This is a genomic window from Marinoscillum furvescens DSM 4134 (genome assembly GCF_003386095.1).
GTDB classification, from domain to species: domain Bacteria; phylum Bacteroidota; class Bacteroidia; order Cytophagales; family Cyclobacteriaceae; genus Marinoscillum; species Marinoscillum furvescens.
Window position 1 is genome coordinate 1 of sequence record NZ_QREG01000039.1, and the last position, 21,075, is coordinate 21,075.

15 protein-coding genes and 2 tRNA genes are annotated in these 21,075 nt (G+C 46.8%); 8 read left to right on the forward strand and 9 right to left on the reverse strand.

Annotated elements, in window-relative coordinates:
* Nucleotides 1-218 precede the first annotated feature (218 nt).
* A tRNA-Arg gene (locus C7460_RS23025) sits at nt 219-290 on the forward strand.
* Nucleotides 291-442: 152 nt separating this feature from the next.
* Here C7460_RS23025 and C7460_RS23030 read toward each other — a convergent pair.
* Complete coding sequence (locus C7460_RS23030; RefSeq protein ID WP_115870501.1) at nt 443-922, reverse strand: FISUMP domain-containing protein; 480 nt, start codon at nt 920-922, stop codon at nt 443-445.
* Between the two features lie 360 nt (nt 923-1,282).
* Between C7460_RS23030 and C7460_RS23035 the strand changes: the two genes are divergently transcribed.
* Both C7460_RS23035 and C7460_RS23040 read left to right on the forward strand, forming a co-directional pair.
* Nucleotides 1,283-2,152: a sterol desaturase family protein gene (locus tag C7460_RS23035; RefSeq protein WP_115870502.1), complete on the forward strand. Its 870-nt coding sequence runs from the start codon at nt 1,283-1,285 to the stop codon at nt 2,150-2,152.
* A complete protein-coding gene (locus C7460_RS23040; protein ID WP_115870503.1) occupies nt 2,149-2,949 on the forward strand; it encodes a M23 family metallopeptidase in 801 nt (266 codons plus the stop codon). Before C7460_RS23035 ends, C7460_RS23040 begins: the two co-directional genes overlap by 4 nt.
* A gap of 65 nt (nt 2,950-3,014) precedes the next feature.
* On the opposite strand, the gene asnS is transcribed toward C7460_RS23040, so the two are convergent.
* Nucleotides 3,015-4,463, reverse strand: a complete 1,449-nt coding sequence (asnS, locus tag C7460_RS23045) for an asparagine--tRNA ligase (RefSeq protein ID WP_115870504.1) — start codon at nt 4,461-4,463, stop codon at nt 3,015-3,017.
* Nucleotides 4,464-4,573: 110 nt separating this feature from the next.
* Between asnS and rpoN the strand changes: the two genes are divergently transcribed.
* Together rpoN and C7460_RS23055 are read left to right on the forward strand one after the other, a co-directional pair.
* A complete protein-coding gene (gene rpoN / locus C7460_RS23050; RefSeq protein ID WP_115870505.1) occupies nt 4,574-6,019 on the forward strand; it encodes an RNA polymerase factor sigma-54 in 1,446 nt (481 codons plus the stop codon).
* Nucleotides 6,020-6,640 (forward strand): hypothetical protein, encoded by a 621-nt coding sequence (locus tag C7460_RS23055; RefSeq protein WP_147303071.1) that lies wholly within the window; start codon nt 6,020-6,022, stop codon nt 6,638-6,640.
* Nucleotides 6,641-6,642: 2 nt separating this feature from the next.
* On the opposite strand, the gene C7460_RS23060 is transcribed toward C7460_RS23055, so the two are convergent.
* Nucleotides 6,643-7,332, reverse strand: coding sequence for an outer membrane beta-barrel protein (locus tag C7460_RS23060; protein WP_115870507.1), 690 nt, complete (start codon nt 7,330-7,332; stop codon nt 6,643-6,645).
* A 263-nt stretch (nt 7,333-7,595) separates the two neighbouring features.
* Between C7460_RS23060 and C7460_RS23065 the strand changes: the two genes are divergently transcribed.
* A tRNA-Arg gene (locus tag C7460_RS23065) sits at nt 7,596-7,669 on the forward strand.
* Between the two features lie 545 nt (nt 7,670-8,214).
* On the opposite strand, the gene hslU is transcribed toward C7460_RS23065, so the two are convergent.
* The 3 genes from hslU to lon are packed head-to-tail and all read right to left on the reverse strand — an operon-like array spanning nt 8,215 to nt 13,064.
* Nucleotides 8,215-9,594: an ATP-dependent protease ATPase subunit HslU gene (gene hslU / locus C7460_RS23070; RefSeq protein ID WP_115870508.1), complete on the reverse strand. Its 1,380-nt coding sequence runs from the start codon at nt 9,592-9,594 to the stop codon at nt 8,215-8,217.
* Nucleotides 9,595-9,598: 4 nt separating this feature from the next.
* A complete protein-coding gene (gene porQ / locus C7460_RS23075) occupies nt 9,599-10,594 on the reverse strand; it encodes a type IX secretion system protein PorQ (RefSeq protein ID WP_115870509.1) in 996 nt (331 codons plus the stop codon).
* Between the two features lies 1 nt (nt 10,595).
* The gene (lon, locus tag C7460_RS23080) at nt 10,596-13,064 is read right to left on the reverse strand and encodes an endopeptidase La (RefSeq protein WP_115870510.1); all 2,469 of its coding nucleotides are present in this window, start codon (nt 13,062-13,064) and stop codon (nt 10,596-10,598) included.
* Nucleotides 13,065-13,358: 294 nt separating this feature from the next.
* Between lon and C7460_RS23085 the strand changes: the two genes are divergently transcribed.
* Nucleotides 13,359-15,266, forward strand: coding sequence for an OmpA family protein (locus tag C7460_RS23085; protein ID WP_245986538.1), 1,908 nt, complete (start codon nt 13,359-13,361; stop codon nt 15,264-15,266).
* A gap of 124 nt (nt 15,267-15,390) precedes the next feature.
* Here the strand turns inward: C7460_RS23085 and rseP are convergent, their stop codons facing one another.
* From rseP to C7460_RS23100, 3 genes are read right to left on the reverse strand one after another with little or no spacing between them, the layout of a single operon-like run.
* On the reverse strand, nt 15,391-16,707 hold the full coding sequence (rseP, locus tag C7460_RS23090; RefSeq protein ID WP_115870512.1) for an RIP metalloprotease RseP: 1,317 nt from the start codon (nt 16,705-16,707) through the stop codon (nt 15,391-15,393).
* Complete coding sequence (locus C7460_RS23095) at nt 16,708-17,871, reverse strand: 1-deoxy-D-xylulose-5-phosphate reductoisomerase (RefSeq protein WP_115870513.1); 1,164 nt, start codon at nt 17,869-17,871, stop codon at nt 16,708-16,710. It abuts the gene before it with no gap.
* Nucleotides 17,868-19,364, reverse strand: a complete 1,497-nt coding sequence (locus C7460_RS23100) for a GH3 auxin-responsive promoter family protein (RefSeq protein WP_115870514.1) — start codon at nt 19,362-19,364, stop codon at nt 17,868-17,870. Before C7460_RS23100 ends, C7460_RS23095 begins: the two co-directional genes overlap by 4 nt.
* Before the next feature lie 159 nt (nt 19,365-19,523).
* Between C7460_RS23100 and C7460_RS23105 the strand changes: the two genes are divergently transcribed.
* Nucleotides 19,524-20,975: a S1C family serine protease gene (locus C7460_RS23105; protein WP_115870515.1), complete on the forward strand. Its 1,452-nt coding sequence runs from the start codon at nt 19,524-19,526 to the stop codon at nt 20,973-20,975.
* Nucleotides 20,976-21,075: the final 100 nt, after the last annotated feature.

Sequence of the window (21,075 nt, forward strand, 5' to 3'; positions counted from 1 at the left end):
CATCGTGAAGTGGTTTGAGGAGAATGATTGACCTACACACTTCGCTAAAAATTATAAAGTATAGATGATCTCTATACTTCTAGCGAAAAACATCTGTTCATATCCTAACTCTGAATTGACGACAATCAACTCAAGCGGGATCCAGATTCCTTCGTGCCCTTTTTTAACTAAACCTTAAAATTGGCTAGTTTTGCACGTCTTCCGCGCAAGGTGCGCTTGGCCCCGTAGTTCAATGGATAGAATAGAAGTTTCCTAAACTTTAGATACAGGTTCGATTCCTGTCGGGGCTACACTTTCCTAATTTTTACCGCTCCACAAAAAAATATTTCCTAATCTTTTGATACAAACGGCCCGACGCATCGGCGGTCCGGCGCATCGACGGTCCGGCGCTCCGGGTCGATTCCTGTCGGGCTACTAAAACCTCCACAGCGTATTTTCAAACTTACTCTTTCACGCAGCGGCAGCTCGCATGAGTATTGCTAGTGGCCGGCCGTACTACCAACGGACTACCGAGGGTGTCCAGACTTACCAGTACCGGCACACCTTTAGCATCCTGACTAGATGTCCAGTACACATAGCTGCGGCCAAAGTCGGCAAACCGCCCCTGATCCAGTACACCCGCAGCCTTGAGCTTCAGCTCATTCAGGTCTGCCACGTCCTGCCATTCTTCCAGCGTAGGTACACGCCAGCCTTCCGGACAGACGTCTTCCAGTTCATCGGCATGGTAGTAGACTTCCCCTTCTGAGAGGTAAAGAAAATACCTGTTGTTGAGGTTGTACTTAAGGTTCGATTTCATCCATACTTTGCTGCTCACCTGGGCAGTTTCATAAGTGGAGTTGTCACGTATGTCAGTCATACGCTCCTGGGCTGTGGCTACAAGTCCCGCCAACACCCCGAAAAAAATTAGTGCAAGTCTAGTCATAAGGGTCAATAAATCTAAGGCGGCACGCTAAGTTATATCTATTCGGCCCCTACACAAAATGACTGGCAATGGAGCGGAGATGCACCAAAAAGAAACCCTGACAAGACACTCGCCAGGGTTTACACTTCATTCATCGATTTAACACCTGAAATCTACAACGATTCTGTGAATTAACCGTCCTGATAAGCCAGAATTACCCCCTTAAACCCCTGAAAACACAGTATTTAGAAAAAATTAACACCAAATCAGGCGCTCAAAACCTGATAGCTCGTCGAAGCAGATTTTAACCAGGGTTAAAAATTCGTTACTTTTAACTCTAACAAGCATTACCCCATTACCCCACGCTACACCCGAAAATGAATGGAATCGCTCATCGAATTTTTTGAGGATGTACCTATCTGGTTTAGGTCACTCATCCTAATCGGGGGAATCGTACTCTTTTGGATAGCCGAAGGAGTGCTCCCGCTCTTTACGTTTACTTACAAAAAGTTTCATCATGCCAGCCTCAACCTTTTCTTCACGCTTACTACAGCCATTATAGGTTTTGGACTAGCCGGAGTGCTGCTCATGGCATCAGATTTCGTAGCCCAAAACCAATTTGGGCTGCTACACATTATAGAGCTACCTCTGTGGGCACAAATAGTAGCTGGCGTATTGCTCCTGGATCTCATCGGCGCTTATTTCATTCACTGGCTGGAGCATAAAGTCAGGTGGATGTGGAAGTTTCACCTGGTCCATCATAGCGACACTACGGTGGACGTCACCACGGGCTTACGTCACCACCCCGGAGAAACGGTTTTCCGAATAGGTTTTACCATTCTGGCGGTAATCATCGTGGGAGCACCCATAGGCATCATCATGCTTTACCAGTCCTTATCAGTACTCTTTGCCCACCTCACCCATGCCAATGTAAACCTTCCGAAAAAGCTGGACCATTTTCTTTCGTATGTTTTTGTGACCCCTCACATGCACAAGGTCCACCATCACTATACACAGCCCCTCACCGACACCAACTATGGAAATATTTTTTCTTTCTGGGATCGAATCTTTGGGACCTATACCCGCGTAGAAGATACTCGAACACTGAAGTTTGGGATAGATACGCACATGGAGCCTACTGAGAACGGCAGGCTTGGCAATCTACTGAAAATTCCGTTTCAGAAATACCGCCCACCTGTTGGGAAATTTGCTAATCAGGAGCCCGCACAGGCTTCAAAAGTTGCTAAATGAAACATCTACTTACGCTCGTGCTGGCGTTTTGCATCGTGCAAGCCACCGCTCAGGAAAAAGTCATCAAAGCCTACCACGAAACACAGGAGGACAATAGCCTGATCATCTATGTGGAAAACAGAAGTGAAGTGCTCCATAGCGTACTTTTAGAAGGCAACCTCAAGGGAATGAGTGCCAGCATAGCACTGCCTATCACTCAAGTGGTGCCACCAAAAAGCACCACAGCGTTTGTAACCCTAACTCCTACAGCCAACTCCTATGGGTATAGCTACGAATTTACCAGCACGCAGGGAGACGTCACAGCCATACACGACGATACGTACGTGTATCAGCTCCCCTACCAATCTGGTGAGAGTCATCGCATAGACCAGGGCTACCTGGAGCGCCCCACGCATATGGATCAGTATGCGTTAGATTTCCATATGGACACAGGCACTAAAATTTGCGCTATCCGGGATGGCAAGGTGATGAACGTGGTGCAAAAACACAACCGTGGGTGCCCGGATAAGAGCTGTGGACAGTACAATAATTTTGTGCAGGTGATGCATGCAGATGGCTCCATAGCCGACTACTCCCACCTTCAGAAAAACGGGGCACTGGTAAAAATCGGTGATGAGGTAAAAGCTGGAGATGTGATCGCGCTAAGTGGCGCTACTGGCCAGGCAAGCGGCCCACACCTGCACCTGGAAGTCTACGTGATGCGTTTTTCTGGCTCTCAGTCTGTGGAGGCCAGCTACCAGCTGGATGCCAGCACAGTAGGTATCCCCCAGACGGGGAAAAGCTATACCAAGCCCTGAAAACCACAAAACCGCAGCTGATTAGGCCGCGGTTTTGCAAAGTATTTTGATGGTGTGTCGCTGAGTTAAAACTCGCAGTTGCCCGGCGTACGCGGAAAAGGAATTACATCGCGGATATTGCCCATGCCCGTCACAAAGAGGATCATGCGCTCAAAACCAAGCCCAAACCCACTATGAGGCACTGCACCAAACCTGCGCGTATCCAAATACCACTCCATTTCTTCGGCAGGGATATCCATCTCCTCCATTCGCTGCGATAGCTTGTCCATGCGCTCTTCACGCTGAGAGCCACCTACGATCTCACCGATTCCAGGAAAGAGGATGTCCATGGCTCCTACGGTCTTCTCGTCATCATTTTGTCGCATGTAAAATGCCTTGATGTCTTTAGGGTAATCAAATAGGATGACTGGCTTCTTAAAATGCTTTTCTACCAAAAAGCGCTCATGCTCCGACTGCAGGTCTGCACCCCAGCCTTCGATCACATAGCTAAACTTCTTCTTTTTGTTGGGCTTAGAGTTTCTCAAGATCTCTATAGCCTCAGTGTAGCTCACCCGCTCAAAATCGTTTTCCAACACAAAACGCAAACGCTCTGTCAGCGTCATTTCGGCACGCTCGTTTTGAGGCTTGTTTTTGTCTTCATCAGCCGCACGCTTTTCGAGAAACGCCAAATCGTCGGCACAGTTGTCCAGCGCATATTTTACCAGATACTTCAGCATCTCCTCGGCCAGGTCCATATTGTCTTTTAGATCATAAAAAGCCATCTCCGGCTCGATCATCCAAAACTCCGCCAGGTGGCGTGTGGTATTGGAGTTTTCGGCTCTAAAAGTAGGACCAAAAGTATAGATGTCTGAAAGCGCCATGGCTGCCAACTCCCCTTCGAGCTGCCCCGATACGGTGAGGTTGGCCTCTTTCTCAAAAAAGTCCTGCTTATAGTCTACCCCTCCTTCGTCATTCTTTGGCACATTGGCCAAATCGAAATTGGTGACATGAAACGTCTCCCCTGCGCCTTCCGCATCAGATGCGGTGATGATAGGCGTATTGATATAGAAAAATTCCTTTTCGTTGAAAAACTGATGCACAGCAAATGCCAGAGCATGACGCACCCGCATCACGGCACTGAAGGTGTTGGTCCGCGGACGAAGGTGAGCGATTTCTCGCAAAAACTCCAGGCTGTGTTTTTTAGGCTGCAGTGGATACTTGTCAGGGTCTGCCTCGCCAAACACTTCGATTTGTTCTGCTACCAGCTCACAGGTCTGGCCTGCGCCCTGAGATTCCACGAGCTTTCCAGTAGCACTGATACTCGCTCCTGTGGTAATTTTTCTCAGTAGCTCCTCCCCAAATTTTTCAGCATCTGCTACCACTTGTAAGTTATTGATAGAAGACCCATCGTTGAGTGCAATAAATGCCACACTCTTGCTGGCACGCTTGGTACGAACCCATCCCATTACGGTGAGTGACTCGCCCAGCGGCTCATTACTTAAAACATGTTTGATTTTTGTACGTTTTTCTCTCACGGTATCAATAACTTAATTCGATGTAAAACTGGGCAAAAAAACGATATTTTAAGGTTTTAATCAAAGAATCCTATAATTATGATATTTTTGATTTCGAGCAAAAACTAACCATGCAAAAACTCAATCTCACACAGTCTTTATCACAGAAACTGTCTCCCCAGCAGATACAGTTTATCAAACTACTACAGGTACCCACCGTGGAGCTCGATGCCCGTATAGAAGAAGAACTGGAAGTAAATCCAGCACTCGAAGAAGGAGCCCCTGAAAAAGAGGACGATTACGACACGCAGGACAACTACGACGATGAATACGACAGCTCCACGGAGCCTGAAAGCATAGAAGAATACCTGCACGATGACTACTCCGGCTACAAAATGCAGGGAGATGGCAGAGGTCAAGACGAAGACGATAAAGAAATGCCAATCTCTGTAGGCACTACGCTGCATGAGCAGCTGATGTCTCAGCTCGGATACCTGAGACTGGATGAGCGGGAACATCGCCTGGGAGAGCAGCTCATAGGTAGTGTAGACGCTGATGGCTACATCCGCAGAGATCTGGATGCCATCGTCAACGACCTTGCCTTTTCACAAAATGTGGAAACGGATGCTGAAGAACTGGAATCAATCCTGTTTAAAATCCAAAACTTTGATCCTCCGGGAATAGCGGCACGCAACCTACAAGAATGCCTTACGCTGCAGCTGGAGCGCAAGGATGAGGACACCGAATACCTGGAAACCGCCAAACAAATCATCGAGCGCTGCTTCAACGAGTTTTCGAAAAAGCACTATGACAAAATAGCCAAAAAACTCAATCTGGAAGACGAAGAAGAGCTAAAAGGAGCCATTTCGCTGATCACCAAGCTCAACCCCAAACCGGGAGGATCGGGAGACGAATTGGTAAAAACACAATACCTGATTCCGGATTTCTTACTCAATAACAACAACGGCAAACTGGAGCTCACACTCAACTCTAGAAATGCCCCCATGCTAAAAGTAAGCCGCTCCTATGCAGACATGTTGCATGCCTACGACAAGAGTGACAAAAAAGATAAAAAGCTGAAAGACACGGTTTCGTTTATCAAGCAAAAGCTGGATTCCGCCAAATGGTTTATAGACGCCATCAAACAGCGCCAAAACACCCTGCTCAATACCATGCAGGCGATCATAGACTTTCAGTATGAGTACTTTCAGGAAGGAGACGAGAGCAAGCTCAAGCCGATGATCCTAAAAGATATAGCAGACAGGATCAACATGGACATCTCCACGGTATCACGAGTGGCCAATAGCAAATCCATCCAGACGGAATTTGGCATCTTCCCGCTCAAATACTTTTTCTCCGAAGGCATCTCTACCGAATCGGGAGAAGATGTGAGCAGCCGAGAAGTAAAACACAAGCTAAAAGCCATCATAGATGACGAAGACAAGGCCAAGCCACTCTCTGACGACAAGCTGGAAAAACTACTGCGCGCCGAAGGCTACAACATTGCACGTAGGACGGTAGCCAAATACCGGGAGCAGCTCAATATTCCTGTAGCGCGCCTTAGAAAACAGCTGTAGATGCGGGTATTCTTAATGAACATCATTTCGGCAGTGTTCCACCCATTGCTAATGGCGACCTATAGCAGTGCGCTGTTTTACTGGATGCTGCCTGAGATTTACAGCCCCATTCCTTACAAGTCTATCCCCATGTTTATAGCTGTGGTGTTTATCACCACAGCCGTCATACCTGCGCTGAGCATCGCATTCCTGATGTTTACCAAGCGAGTATCCAACTTAGACATCACCCGACGCGAAGAGCGCTCGCTGCCTTTTCTGACTATAGGGGTGTTTTATGGTGCTACTACCTATATGTTTTATGACAAAATGAACATCCCCCGACCACTTCTGGTGATGATGATCGCCGTGACAGTGCTGATAGTGGTCATTTTCCTGATTAGCATCAAATTCAAAGTGAGTGTGCACTCTGCCGGCATCTGGGGAGTAGCCGGGCTTTTTACGGCGGTAGCCATTCGCTATCTGTCTGTAGACATGGTATGGCCTCTGTCGCTGATTTTTATGGGAGCCGGACTCACCACCATGTCTCGCCTGGAGCTGGGCCGGCACACCCCTAATGAGAGCTGGGCCGGCATTATCCTGGGCTATACGCTATCCTTTTCTGCTTTTTGGTTTTTCGCTTAGAGCTAAAATCCGCTAAAGTTGATCCCTACTGTCCAGGCTTGTGGGCTTTTATTAGCATCAGGAGAGGTCGAAAAAACATCGTTTAGCCAATATTTATAAAAAACGTGTATGGCTCTGAAGCCCAATCGCCCCTGCAGACCGTAACGGAAATCGCTCAACCCAAAGCCATCGTACAGTTTCTCTTTCACTGTATCCTCACCTATATCATATTTTATTTTGGTATGTGAGCCAATACGCATACCGCCTACAGCACCGATTCCGATAAAAAACCCTTCACCGTTCACCGTACCCAAGGGGTGAATACGAAACTCTATTGGGATTTCCAGGTAGTTAGAAACGAGCTTGTTTTTTCGGAAGCCCACACCTGACAATGAATCGAAATCCACCGTACCATCGTCATCACGCAGCCACGTGTAGCGATCCTCAAAGGCATATTTTTCAAAAGTGAAGCCAATGCCCGGGTGAAAAGAAATATGGTCATTGAAGCGCAAACGTCTGTTGTAATAGATTCCTACAGAATTTGATCCCAAAAACCCCAATGGAAGGTTGTCTGGCTCCTCGCTCCACCGGTTAAACCCAAAGTCGATCATCAAATTACCTGGCAGATCCGGCTGCTTGGGCTTGTTTTCATCCTGAGCAAAAACAGAAAATGTAAGAATTGAAAGTAGGAAAAAACCGCAAATACGCTTCATATGGATTATTTTATTCAGGGCAAAGATAGAATCTATTTTAAAACCTGTAGGAATAACGTTGATTTATGATACAAATTATTACCTTTGTGCTCGATTTCAGTCAGAGACGAGCGCAAAGCTGGTTTCGAAGGTACTGAAACGAGTCAAACTTAGAAGAAGTAAGACTCACAAAAATGGTTAAAAAATGGCCTTTTAGCCTGCCTAGCCGCAGGCTGGCTCAACTGAATAAATAATATATTCGTTGTAATAGTCAAAAGATAAATGGCCTCCTAGCTCAACTGAATAGAGCACTTGATTACGGCTCAAGAGGTTGCAGGTTTGAATCCTGCGGAGGTCACAATAAAAGCTCAAGATTTATTTCTTGGGCTTTTTCTGTTTCTAAGCAAGTAAAAATAGGATCAAGCAATATTTGTGTGGGCTTGCTTTAGAAAGTTCAATTTTTGCTTTAGGTGGAAGGGCTTGCTTTTTGATGGAATGCGATCGGATTTCAAAACAAATCGTGCTTTTCTCTACTTTTTCTTGATAAAAAGTAGCAAAAATCAAGGGCTGAGTCCATTTCTTAACGCTTTTCCAAATATAAATCAGCAAATAAATAAACTCGCTTTTACGTTTACGACAAGATTCTAAGATTACGTATAAGCTCAGACAGTATTTATTTGTAACCTGATTTCCATCTGGAAAACCTAAAATGGACGAATGCCCGTCCTTCAATTTATCCTATTCCACCACAGGTTTTCGGATTGATCCCTAGCCAGGAGCGATTGAATCCTGCGGAATACAAAGGAAAGCCCAAAGTGAATTGCAAGGAATGTAATCATTCGCTGATACGAAAAAACGCCGAGCTTTCACCCGGCGTTTCCATTCCTAATACTATTTATATCATTATAATATATACTGACTCAGGTCTTTATCCTTCACCAGACCAGCTAATTTCTCTTCCACCAGCGCATTGTCTACCACTATTCGGGCATTTGGCCCGATGGTGTCAGGGATTTCAAACAAGATCTCATTGAGCAGCTTACTCATCACCGTATGCAATCTACGCGCACCGATGTTCTCCACTTCCTCATTGATCTGAAAGGCGATCTCTGCCAGGCGTTCCAATGCTTCATCCTGAAAGGTAAGTTCTACTTCCTCGGCCTGCACCAAAGCCACATATTGCTTGGTCAGCGCATTTTTAGGCTCTTTTAAGATACTTAGAAAATCTTCTTTGGTGAGGTTGTCGAGCTCCACACGAATCGGGAAGCGACCCTGAAGCTCTGGGATCAAATCTGAAGGCTTGCTAAAATGAAATGCACCTGCAGCGATAAAAAGGATATGATCTGTATGAACTATACCGTATTTCGTATTTACAGCACTGCCCTCTACGATGGGCAGCATATCTCGCTGCACACCTTCACGGCTCACATCCGGACCACCCTGTCCACCGCGCGAGTTTCCAGCAATCTTATCCACCTCATCAATAAATACGATCCCTGTATTTTCTGCCTTCTTGAGTGCCTCCTCTTTTACTTCATCCATATCGATGAGCTTGGCGGATTCCTCCTCCAGCAAAATTTTTCTCGCCTCTGCGATAGTCACTTTACGCTTCTTGGTCTTTTTGGGTAGCATATTTCCCAGCATCTCTTGCAGGTTGATCATGGAAGCTTCATCCATGCCACCTCCGACCATTCCTACGCCCGGCGCAGCGTTTTGCTTCACGTCTATTTCGATCTTTCGCTCATCCATTTCGCCGTTTCGGATCTTTTCGCGGAAGCGCTCACGGGTCTTCTCGTTGAGCTCACGCTCATCTTCGGGCTGATCCTTCCCCATACCTGTAGCATGTGGCGTAGGCGATCCTTTGAGCGGAGGAATGAGCGCATCTAAAATAATACCCTCAACAATATCTTTGGCTTTTTCGCGTACTTCTTCTTTCTTGGCAGTTTTTACCATGTCTACCGCCTGCTCCACCAAATCACGAATCATGCTTTCCACATCGCGTCCCACGTAGCCTACCTCAGTAAATTTGGAAGCTTCCACTTTGGTGAAAGGAGCCTCAGCGAGATGAGCCAATCGTCGGGCGATTTCAGTCTTTCCCACACCTGTGGCTCCGATCATCAGGATGTTGTTGGGTACGATCTCACCCTGAATCTCTTCCTTCACATTCATCCGTCGCCAGCGGTTACGCAGTGCAATGGCTACATTGCGCTTGGCCTCCTTCTGACCGATAATATATTTATCTAATTCGGCTACAATCTGCCGAGGGGTTAAATTCTTGTTCATAATCCTAAAATAACTTTTTAAAAGATTTCAGATTTGTCTGAATGGTGATAAAATCGGAGCCTCCGGCAGCATGATAGGTAGTATGTGCATAACTGATATCAAACTTGCCCACACCTAGCCGAAAACCCAGGCTAATGCCTGCACCATATGCTCGCTCACTGAGCGTCAGCTCCTGTCGGCGCAGGTGATTATAACTTACGATGGCCTGGATACGTGGATGAATGACCAGCTCCATGCCGATATTGATTTTTCGAAGCAGTCGGTCTGCACGCTCTACAGCCTTCGACTGACTTACTGACTGCTCTGACTGAAAATAGGTATCGCGCTGTGTAAGCCCAAATGCAGTAAGGGTAAAACGAAAGGGCATGTGTTCAGGTTTTATGGTAGCCCCCACTTGCACATCAAATGGCACGCTATTGGATGCATTGGCAAAATCCGAAAGCACCCACCCAAAGTTTTTAAACAGCACTCCGGCCATTAGCACATTTCCTGGTGAGCGATATACTCCACCAAAGTCCATCAGCACCATGTGCCGCTGGTAGGTATCCACCCCAACGTTTACATATTTCAAATTTGCCCCAAGCGAAAACCCTGCAATCTGATGACTTTTACCCACAGTCACTACCAGGTCCCTGGCCTGAAAGTCCCCCAATGGGTCTCCGTTATCATCCGTCCGCTGAAAGTCTCCATAGTCGATGTACGCTACTCCTGCAGCCAGAACTCCCACACGAGGAAGCTGAAATCCCGCTGCTCCACTAAACCCATAGATACCTGCAAATAGCGGCATGTATGTTAGCGATACATCAGACACTTTTACAGAGTCTAACACGGCCGGGTTTTGAAAAAACTGAGCGATATCACCGTCTGCCATAGACACCACTGTACCTCCCAGTGCTGCAGCCCTGGCATTGGCCGGAAGGCTCAGACTATGCGCATTTTGAAACTGCGCCCACCCAATATTACAGGCACCAAAAAGCAGTATGACTGTTAGCCACCTCAACTTACTTAGTAGGTTCTGGAAGAATAAAGTTCATGGGATTTTTAGGCTTTTGCGATAGCAAAGCGATATCAAGCACTTCCTGAACGTTTTTCACGAAATGGATCGTAAGCCCTTTTATGTATTGCTCGTTGATCTCCTCCATGTCTTTTTGGTTGCGCTCACACATGATGATCTCTGATATCCCTGCACGCCGGGCAGCCAGAATCTTTTCTTTGATTCCTCCCACAGGGAGCACTTTACCGCGAAGGGTAATCTCACCAGTCATGGCCAGCTTCTTCTTCACCAGGCGCTGAGTATAAACAGACGCCAGTGCTGTGAGCATGGTGATCCCCGCAGATGGCCCATCCTTTGGTATGGCCCCTGCAGGCACGTGCACGTGCAGATCATAGTGCTCAAAGACGCGATAGTCTATGCCAAGCGCATCCGCATTGGTTTTCAGATAAGACAGAGCAGTCATCGCAGACTCCTTCATCACATCTCCCAGCTGACCAGAAAGTGTGAGCTTGCCTTTACCTCTACTCAAGCTGGCTTCTATGAAAAGAATATCCCCACCCGAGGGTGTCCACGCCAGACCAGTCACTACGCCCGGAAGCTTATTGTCTTCGTATGCTTCCTTATCAAAATCCTCAGGTCCAAGAATTTTTCGGACCTCCTTGTCAGTAATCTTTTTGGTATACTCCTCCTCCATAGCAATGGATTTGGCTACATTCCGAATCACTGAAGCTACTTTGCGCTCAAGATTTCGCACACCGGACTCACGCGTGTAGTCGTTGATCAGCTTCGTGATTGCAGACTTGGTAATAGTGACGTCACTAGTAGTGAGGCCATGCTCTTTTAGTTGCTTGGGTACAAGGTGCTTCTTGGCTATTTCTACCTTTTCCTCCAGTGTGTAGCCGGTGATATCGATGATTTCCATCCGATCTCTCAACGGCGGCTGAATGGTATCCAGTGAATTTGCAGTAGCGATAAATAGCACCTTCGAAAGATCATAATCGACCTCCAGATAGTTGTCCTTAAATGTACCATTCTGCTCAGGGTCAAGCACCTCTAGTAGTGCCGAGGATGGATCGCCTCTAAAGTCAGAGCTTACTTTATCTATTTCATCTAAAATAAATACTGGGTTGGACGTCTTGGCCTTATTGATATTCTGAATGACCTTGCCAGGCATAGCTCCTATGTAGGTCTTGCGGTGCCCTCGCACTTCAGCCTCATCGTGCACCCCTCCCAAAGACATGCGCACGTATTTACGCCCTAAGGCATCGGCAATAGATCTCCCGAGTGATGTTTTACCCACACCTGGAGGTCCATAGAGGCAAAGGATCGGACCTTTTAGATCGTTTTTCAGCTTACGAACAGCAAGGTATTCCAATATTCGCTGCTTCACCTTGTCCAACCCAAAGTGATCTCGATCCAACACCTTTTTGGCATTCTTGAGATCGAAATTATCTTCAGTGACATCACTCCAGGGCAGATCTACCAGCAACTCCGCATAGCTCATGGCCACCGGGTATTCTGCTGCTGCAGGATTCATTCGCCCTATTTTGTCCAGTTCTTTAAAAAAATGCTCACGCACTTCATCTGGCCAGTTTTTATCTTCAGCACGCTTGCGCAACTCATTGACTTCCTGATCAGGACCGCCCTGGCCCAGCTCATCTTGAAGGACTTTCATCTGCTGACGTAAGAAATAATCCCGCTGCTGCGCATCAATGTCTGAGTGCACCTTACTAGCTATCTCTTGCTTGAGCTCGAGCATTTGAATGTCCTTGAGCATGTATTGCAAGAGCAGTTCCGCGCGTTTTTTAGGATTATTGGTTTCCAGCAGTTTCTGCTTATCACTCACCTCCGCGTTGATATTGGAACTTAGAAAGTGGGTGAGAAACGTATAGCTCTGAATGTTTTCCAGGGCTACCTGAGCTTCTTTAGGTATTTCAGGGTTGAGCTTAAGCACTTTATACGCCGCTTCTTTTAGCGAAGTAGTAATGGCCTGTACTTCTTCAGCACTAATGTCTTCATCTTCTTTTACAGTACTGAAAGAGGCTTTTAGGAAAGGCTCCTCCTGCAGTGGCTCACCCAACTGGAATCGTTGTTTACCCTGAATGATGATCGTAGTATTGCCATCAGGCAAAACGAGCATTTTTAATATTTTGGCTATGGTGCCTATCTGATACAAGTCTGCAAATGCAGGCTCTTCTTTCTTCGTGTTTTTTTGGGCTACCACACCTATTATCCGGTCACCCTTATAGGCTTTTTTTACGAGCTTGATTGACTTGGACCTTCCTACCGTGATGGGCAACACCACCCCAGGAAACAATACCGTATTTTTGATTGGAAGAATGGGCAATTCGGACGGAAGGCTGTCGTCATCTATGGGCGCCTCATCGTCTTCAGAGACCAGCTGTATTAGTTCTCCGGACTCATCTTCCAGATAATCAGTAAAAAGGATAGTGTCAGTAGATTTATCTTCAAACATAAAGTTTTCAAGTGTTTGTGGCTGCCGTGGAATCACTGCACATCTGTCTGCTTTGACGATACATCCTGACAGGCCATTAGTTTTATGCCAATATGGCAGTAAATCTCTTGTAAAGTAACGTTTCGAGATCGAACCACTATTAGGTCAATCGCTATGCCAAATTAGCGAGTGTGTCATAAATGGTATTATCTTTATCCAGATTTATTCAAACGACTGTCGAAAAGACATGCCTATATGAATGGAGCTATCCGCCGCATTTTTATTATAGTTTCCCTATTCGCAATTCATGGCTTGATGGCCCAACGAATTGTCACCAAGCACTTCGATACAGATTCGCTTCCTGAAAACGTGATTCTGAATATTTATAATTTTAAAAATATAAATAAGCTTCCGGATTATTACGACGCAGACCAGCTGAAACGTATACACAAACTTGAAGAAAACGAAGAGTGGGCCAAACTTTACAACGCGCTCCGACGCTATGTGAGCAATTTTGGCATTCAAAACTTCTATAAAGACACGAGACTCATCTGGCGGCTGGCCAAACTCACAGAGCTTTTTGGCACTCAAGAAGAAGCTAAAAGCCTCTACCGCCTGGTGCTGAGGCATCACCACCGCGGCATCAACATCAACGAAATAGAGCTCTACTATGACTCTCTAAACAATCAGGAAGCCGCCCAATACGTACCACTGGACTATTACTACGAGCTGGTAGAGTACCGCAAACTGATAGATACATTGCGCCCGCCACGTGGAGTACTGCTCAATATGGGGCAGCAGGTAAACAGTTCCAAGGCGGACTATGCTCCTTCGCTCAATGTTCAAAACAACGTCCTCATTTTCACTTCGCAGCGCAACAGCATCGACCTGTCGATCAAACGCACCTTCAATGAAGACCTGTTTTACAGCGTGAAAAATGAGTATGGTGTGTGGACAAAAGCAAAAGAATTTGAGGCCATCAACTCGCGATATAAAGAAGGCTCGGCTGTATTGTCACGAGATGGCAAAACATTGTATTTTTCTCGATGCGACTGCATGGATTGCTACGGAGATTGCGACCTGTTCACGGCTACTTTGCTTCCAGACAGCACCTGGGGAGACATTCAAAACCTCGGTGTAAATGTCAATAGCCTGGGGTGGGACTCGCACCCTTCGCTCAGCCATACAGAGGACACGCTGTACTTTGCCTCTGATCGCCTGGGCGGATTTGGATTGTCTGATATTTACTTTACCTATAAAAAGAAAAACGGGGAGTGGGCTCCTGCTCAAAACATGGGGCCAGTGATCAATACCCGAAACAATGATGTGAGCCCTTTTTACCACCCTGTCTTTGATGTGTTGTACTTTGGGTCGAATGGGCAACTCTACAATTTCGGGGAATATGACATCTATAAATCTCACAATGTAGACGGCAACTGGTCCGAACCAGTCAATATTGGTCCCCTGGTCAACGGTAAGGGCAGTGAGTACTATTTCACCATCGATTCCAAATCTGAACTACTCTTCTACGCCCGCTCCATCAGCCGAGACCTCAACAAACAAGACATTTACTCATTTCCGCTACCCATGGAGGCTCAGCCGCTGGCTACTACGAAAGTACGTGGCTCACTTACTGACTCCCTTACAGGAAAGGCCTTCAAAGGGATTGTTTCGATCATAGACCTGGATCAGGGAATAGAAGTAGCTCCAAAATACTTACGGGAAGATGGCAGTTTTGAGTTTGACCTGATCGACCAGCGCAACTACCTACTCGTCATTCAGGGAGATGACTTTTTTCGCATCGAAGATGCCTTTTTCCTGAATGGGCCAATGGAGCTCAACAAGGTAACAGAACCACTTGCAAGCCGTGTGAAGTTTGAGTCTATCGAGTTTGACAATGGAAAAGCTTCCCTGAAACAGGAGATGTATGCAGACCTCAATAAGATTGTAAACTTTCTGTATGATAATCCTGACTTTATGTTGAGAATTTCAGGCCACACCGACTCTTATGGATCCGCTGATTTTAACCTGGAGCTTTCTAAGCAGCGCGCCCAAAACATTCGAGACTATATTGTGAAATTTGCTGGAGTGGAAGCAAACCGGGTAGAGTGGGAAGGCTATGGCAGCACCAAACCTATCGTAGAAGAAAACACCGAAGAAGCCAAAGCGATCAACCGTCGGGTAGAGTTTGAGATCTACCGACCAGCGCCTTTTGATCGATAGAGAGATATTCCAGTTTTATCCGCAGACGAAAATAAATTCTTTAAGGGAAATACCTGAAACTAAAAAAGCCAGTCGCATTGCTACGACTGGCTTTTTAATGATTGTACGTTAATGTTTTTTTTGCTTAGAACAGCTTGTATACGTCGTTGAAGATGGCGTAGCTCATCAATCCGAGCAACAGCACCATCCCTACTTTTTGTGCGTTTTCGAGGAATTTATCACTTGGCTTGCGCCCGGTCACAATCTCCCAGGTAAGAAACATCACATGCCCACCATCAAGCGCAGGTATTGGGAGTAGGTTCATAAAGGCCAATACCATAGACAATAGGCCTGTAATTCTCCAGAAGTTGCTCCAGTCCCACGTACCACCGAAAAACTGCGCAATACCGATAGGACCTGAAAGCGATTTAGATGGAGATACATCTCCAGAAAACATTTTTCCGAAGGCTTTGATGTTGTAAAACACCACATTGAAAGCCTGCTCGGTACCGTTTACAGTAGCTTCGCCAAAGGAGAAGTCTCTATGCGAATACGCCAGGCGGTCTTCATCGCGCTGAGGCGCAAACCCTATGGTACCTTCGTCGGTGACATCAAAAGTCAAAGCAAGCCGCTGACCATCACGCTCCACTTGCGTTTGAATGGTTTTGCCAGCCAGGGTATCGAGTGCCGATTTGAATTGATCAAAATAGCTCAAGGACTTGCCTTCCACCGCAACAAAGCGATCTCCAGCCTGCAGGCCGCCTTTGGCAGCATTGCTTTCTTCCAGCACCTGCCCTACTTTAAATGGAAGCCGGGGCTCAAAAAAGGCCACATTCTTGTCTGCAAATTTGTCAATAAAGTTATTTGGAATAGGCACAGTAATTCGCTCTCCGTTACGGTCTACCGTATAGAAGCCATCGGTACCTAAAAGCACGTCTGGGCTGCGTAGGTCACTGTATTTTTCATAGTCCTGACCATTTACATTGACAATACGATCGCCAGTCTGGAGGCCTAGCTGCTCACCGAGATCATAAGCCACGATTCCATGCTTGTTGAGTTCTTCTTTAGAGAGGTAGCTCTCACCGTTTGAATACACCAGCAGGATAAAAATCACCACACCAGTGATCACATTAACGATGATACCTCCCAGCATAACGATGAGTCGTTGCCAGGCGGGCTTTGCTCTAAACTCCCATGGCTCAGGCTCTGAGCTCAGTGTTTTCGTATCGAGTGACTCGTCGATCATCCCGGAGATTTTCACAAAACCTCCCAGTGGGATCATACCGATTGAGTATTCTGTTTCGCCAAATTGCTTGCCCCAAATTTTCGGTGGAAACCCTATAGAATACTTTTCCACACGCATCCCAAACATTTTGGCAGCCACCAGGTGACCTAATTCATGCAGCCCTACCAAAATTGATAAGCCCAATAGAAGCTGGGCCGCCATTACTAATCCTTCCATTTATTTTATAAGTTCTGTCGCTTTTATTCTTGTTTCTTGGTCTGTTTGGATATAATCCTCCAGGTTTGGCTCGCTAATGTAACTCACTCTAGCCATGCATTCGGCAATGATGTCCGATATTTCTAAAAAACCAATCCGATCCTTCAAAAATTCCGCTACTGCGATTTCATTGGCCGCATTGAGGATGCATGGGTGATTGCCACCTTTTTCTAAAGCATCATATGCAAGCTGTAAGTTACGGAAAGTCTTGGTGTCGGGTTGCTCAAATGTGAGCTGCGGGTACGCCATGAAGTTGAACCGTGGATAATCTGCTTTGAGGCGTCCCGGAAATGTCAGGGCATACTGTATGGGCAGCCGCATATCTGGCAGCCCCATCTGCGCTTTGATAGAGCCGTCTTCAAACTGCACCATGCTATGGATAATGCTCTGCGGGTGTACTACCACATCTATCTGGCTCAGAGGAGTCCCAAATAACCACTTTGCTTCGATCACTTCCAGTCCTTTGTTCATCAGGGTGGCAGAATCGATGGTAATCTTTGCGCCCATCTCCCAATTGGGATGCTTGAGTGCCTGCGCCTTGGTAATCTGCAGCAGTTCCTCTCGTTTTTTTCCCCGAAAGGGTCCTCCTGATGCGGTCAATATCAGCTTTTCGATCGGGTTTTGAAACTCGCCAACGATGCACTGAAAAATCGCAGAGTGTTCAGAATCTACTGGCAGGATATTGCATTTGTGCTCAGCTGCCAGACTTGTAACCAGCTGACCAGCTACCACCAGCGTTTCTTTGTTTGCCAGTGCAATGTCTTTACCCGCTTTGATGGCATTGATGGTGGGCACGAGTCCTGAGTAGCCTACCAATGCGGTGAGTACCACATCTATGGACTCCATCTTCACCACCTCACCCAGTGCATTTTGCCCTGCGTATACTTTGATATCATGTGCATCCAGGGCTTCGAAGACCTGGTCATACAAGGCTTCGTTGCCTATCACCACGGTATTGGGCTTGTAAGCAATGGCCTGCTGGATGAGTAAATCGGCGTTGTTTTGTGCAGTGAGCACCTCCACCTGAAACTGCTCCGGATGACGGTCTACTACTTCTAATGCCTGGGTGCCAATAGAGCCCGTAGACCCCAAAATGGCTATCTGCTTCTTCTCTCCGTCATTCATACTTTCAAACTCTGCATCGCATCGGCTATTTTCCTGTCATTGGACAGGCGAGGCACTTTATTTTGCCCTCCTAGTTTTCCGATCGATTTCATATAGTCAATAAAGGCGTTTTTATTCAGCTCCACGATTTTCAGGGGCCGCAGTATGGCACCCGATATGAGGTCGTCGTAATAGGTGTTGCGCTCGCGCAGCTGCAAATCTAACTCTTTTTCAAAAGCCTCAAGGTCTTTAGGCTTAGCGGCAAACTCCACGTACCATTCGTGCAGCGGCAATCCCTCTGCTGGCGTGACCTCCGGAGCCACCGTAAACTCTACCAACTCCGTCTCCGGAAATTTGGCACAGGTAGCTTTCATGGCCTGCTCCACTTCCTCGCCGATCACATGCTCACCAAAAGCCGAAATAAAGTGCTTGATACGCCCGGTCACAAGCAAGCGGTAAGGATCTTTGTTGATAAACTTCACGGTATCTCCTATCGAATAGCCCCACAGTCCTGCGTTGCTATTGAGGACCAGCGCATAGTTTACCCCAAGTTCTACCTGATCGATTTTTAGACGGGTTGGGTTTTCATCAAAGTATTCATCGGCAGGTATAAATTCGAAAAAGATACCACTATCTGCAAGCAAAAGTAACCCAGGCTCCGTCTGTGAGTCCTGATAAGCAATAAATCCCTCGGATGCCGGATAGGTTTCTATCGATGGTATTTGTTTTCCGATCGTTTCGAAGAGTTTAGCGCGGTAAGGCTCAAAATTAACACCACCGTAAACGAACATCTCAAAATTGGGAAAGATGTCCTTGATCGGCTTACCGGTTTTGGCCTTCAGTCGGTCAAAATACATCTGCACCCATGGCGGTATGCCCGAAATGAGGGTCATGTCCTGGTCGACTGTTTCTTCTACAATGGCATCCACCTTTTCTTCCCAGTCTTCGATACAATTGGTGTCGTAACTCGGCATCTGGTTGGTACGCAGGTAGCCGGGCACGTGGTGATTGACGATCCCTGACAGTCGACCCGTGTTGATCCCCGCCTTTTGTTCCAGAGTGGGTGCTCCCGAAAGAAAGATCAACTTCCCGTCTAGAAACTTTCCATTACCTGTCTCATGCACATACGACAGCAGCGCATTTCTCGCCGAGTTCATATGATTGGGGATTGATTCTTTAGTGATTGGAATGTACTTAGTCCCTGAAGTGGTACCAGAGGTTTTGGCAAAATAGGCCGGTTTTCCTGGCCACAGGACGTTTTCCTCACCTTCTACCACACGATCCACATAGCTTTTTAAGCCTTCGTAATCCCTCACCGGCACCCGTGCCTTAAAATCCTCGTAGGAGTGAATGTTTTGAAAATCATGGTCCTTACCAAAGGCCGTTCCCTGTGCTTTGGCTACAATCTCGCGAAGTATCTTATCCTGATATTTCCCCGGAGCTTTAGCCCACCTGGCAGTTTGTCTGGCTATGTATGCCGCAAACGGTTTACTGAGTATAGATCGAAATCCCATAGGTCTTTTTAAATCCGATCCAAAGTAAATGATTGCCAGAACTAATTCCTAAATCTTAAGAAATGTTGAGCTCTTAGCTTTTCACCTTTTTTAACACAACCTTTCTAGGGCATTTGCATATATATAAGCAGATTCGAAATGCAAAAAGACGAGCAAGCAATGAAACGAATACTGTTTACGGCGGTCATCTGTAGTCTTCTGGCAGGAGGCCTCGGTGCTGCCATAGCTATACATATTACCTCTGCGGCTTCAGAGCCGGTGACGGCTTCTTACACCCGCATGGAGCCATCCACTCTTTCTCAGGGTTTCACCCCCCAATACACCGAGTTGGCACCTCGGACGGCTGATCTGGATAGGGATTTTGTGCTCGCATCACAAAAAAGTACGTCCAGTGTGGTCTTTATTCAGACGCTGGGAGAATACGAGTACCGCACGGGCAGCTGGCTCGACTGGTTTTTTGAACCACGGGCATCACAGCAGATCAGCAGCGGCTCTGGTGTAATCTTATCAAAAGATGGATACATTGTTACCAATAATCATGTGATCGATGATGCGGACATTATTCGCGTAGTACACGGTAAAAAGACGTTTGAGGCCAAGCTAATAGGCACGGACCCGAGTACAGACCTGGCGGTCATCAAAGTAGACCAGACGGACTTGCCTGCGATCACTTTTGGCAACTCCAACGAGGTAAACGTAGGCGAATGGGTGCTGGCAGTGGGAAATCCATTCAACCTTACCTCCACAGTGACGGCAGGGATTGTCAGCGCCAAAGGGCGCAACATCAACATCCTCAAAGACAAGTTCCCGATAGAGTCGTTTATCCAAACGGACGCTGCGATCAACCCCGGCAACAGTGGGGGCGCGCTGGTCAATGCGGACGGTGAGCTGATCGGCATCAATACGGCTATCCTCTCCCGGACCGGTTCATATGCCGGATATGGGTTTGCCGTACCGGCCAATATTGTTCGCAAAGTCTTTGAAGACATCAAAAACTACGGCGAGGTACAAAAAGCGTTTACCGGCGCAGAGTTTATAGACATCAACAGTGAGCTTGCCGCAAAGATGGACCTCAGCGACCTCAGTGGTGTGATCATCGCCAATGTACAGCGAGAAGGAGCTGCCGCCAAGGCTGAACTTCAAAAAGGTGATGTGATCCGGGAAGTCAATGGAAAAACAATTACTAGCAAGGCTTACCTGGAAGAGCTCATCGGAAACATGTACCCTGGTGACCAACTCCAGCTAGTAGTAGAGCGTGATGGAAAGCGTCTCTCCAAAAAACTCGTACTCACCAACCGGGAGGGCACCACAGGTGTAATCAGGCGTGAAACCTTCACCTCGGATTGGCTGGGAGCTACTTTTGAAGCAGTGTCTAAAGTAGAACGTGACCTGATTGGGATAAGCAACGGCATCAAAGTGGTAGATTATAAACGAACGGGCATCTTTGCTGAACTAAGTATACCCGAAGGTTTTATCGTCACCCACATCAACAATACGGCAATAGACAGTCCTGAGGAGTTTGCCCACATTTTGGAGCGCATCAAAGGACGAGTGATCATTTCTGGCATTGACAAACGGGGTAGAAAAGTCTACTATCCGTACTACTTCTAAATGCAAAAAGGGGGTGTCTCAAAAGGGCATCCTCTTTTTTGTGTTGAAAAAAAATCAAGGCCGAGATCTCAAGAAGTTCTCGGCCTTTTTAATTGCGACT